This window comes from Enterobacter sp. PTB, from assembly GCF_051130085.1.
Classification (GTDB): Bacteria; Pseudomonadota; Gammaproteobacteria; order Enterobacterales; family Enterobacteriaceae; genus Enterobacter; species Enterobacter ludwigii.
Genome location: NZ_JBDKEE010000136.1, coordinates 1 through 398, shown reverse-complemented (window position 1 = coordinate 398; position 398 = coordinate 1). Strand labels below are relative to the sequence as shown.

1 protein-coding gene is annotated in these 398 nt (G+C 63.8%); it reads right to left on the bottom strand.

Annotated features, from left to right (window positions below; translation table 11 throughout):
• Positions 1-398: OmpA family protein (locus AAIR21_RS27955; RefSeq protein ID WP_434682850.1), on the bottom strand; the 398-nt coding region annotated here is incomplete at both ends.

Here is a 398-nt window from a genome sequence, read left to right as displayed (position 1 = left end):
GGCCCGCCGTCGTGTCATTGGTCTGCAGGGGACGCGTTGCCCCGTAGCCCTGCACTGCAAAACAGCTTTCCGGCACGCCGCCGGTGTCGCGCATCCAGTCGCGTACCGCTTCGGCACGCTTCAGCGACAGCGTCTGATTAAGCCCCTGACTGCCGGTGTTGTCGGTATGCCCGCTGACCACAATCAGCCAGCCCGGCCTTGCCTTAATGCCAACCAGCGCATTCACCAGCACCTTTGTGGAGTCAGGTCTGAGGGTAGATTTGCCCGCTGAGAACAGCGACAGGCTGTCCAGGCGTATCGTTTGCGCTGGCGCGGCCGATTTCCGGGGCGGCTCCTGCGCAGACTGTGGCATAACAGGTACCACACCATCCGCCACCTGCTGCAGCGCCAGCAGCAGC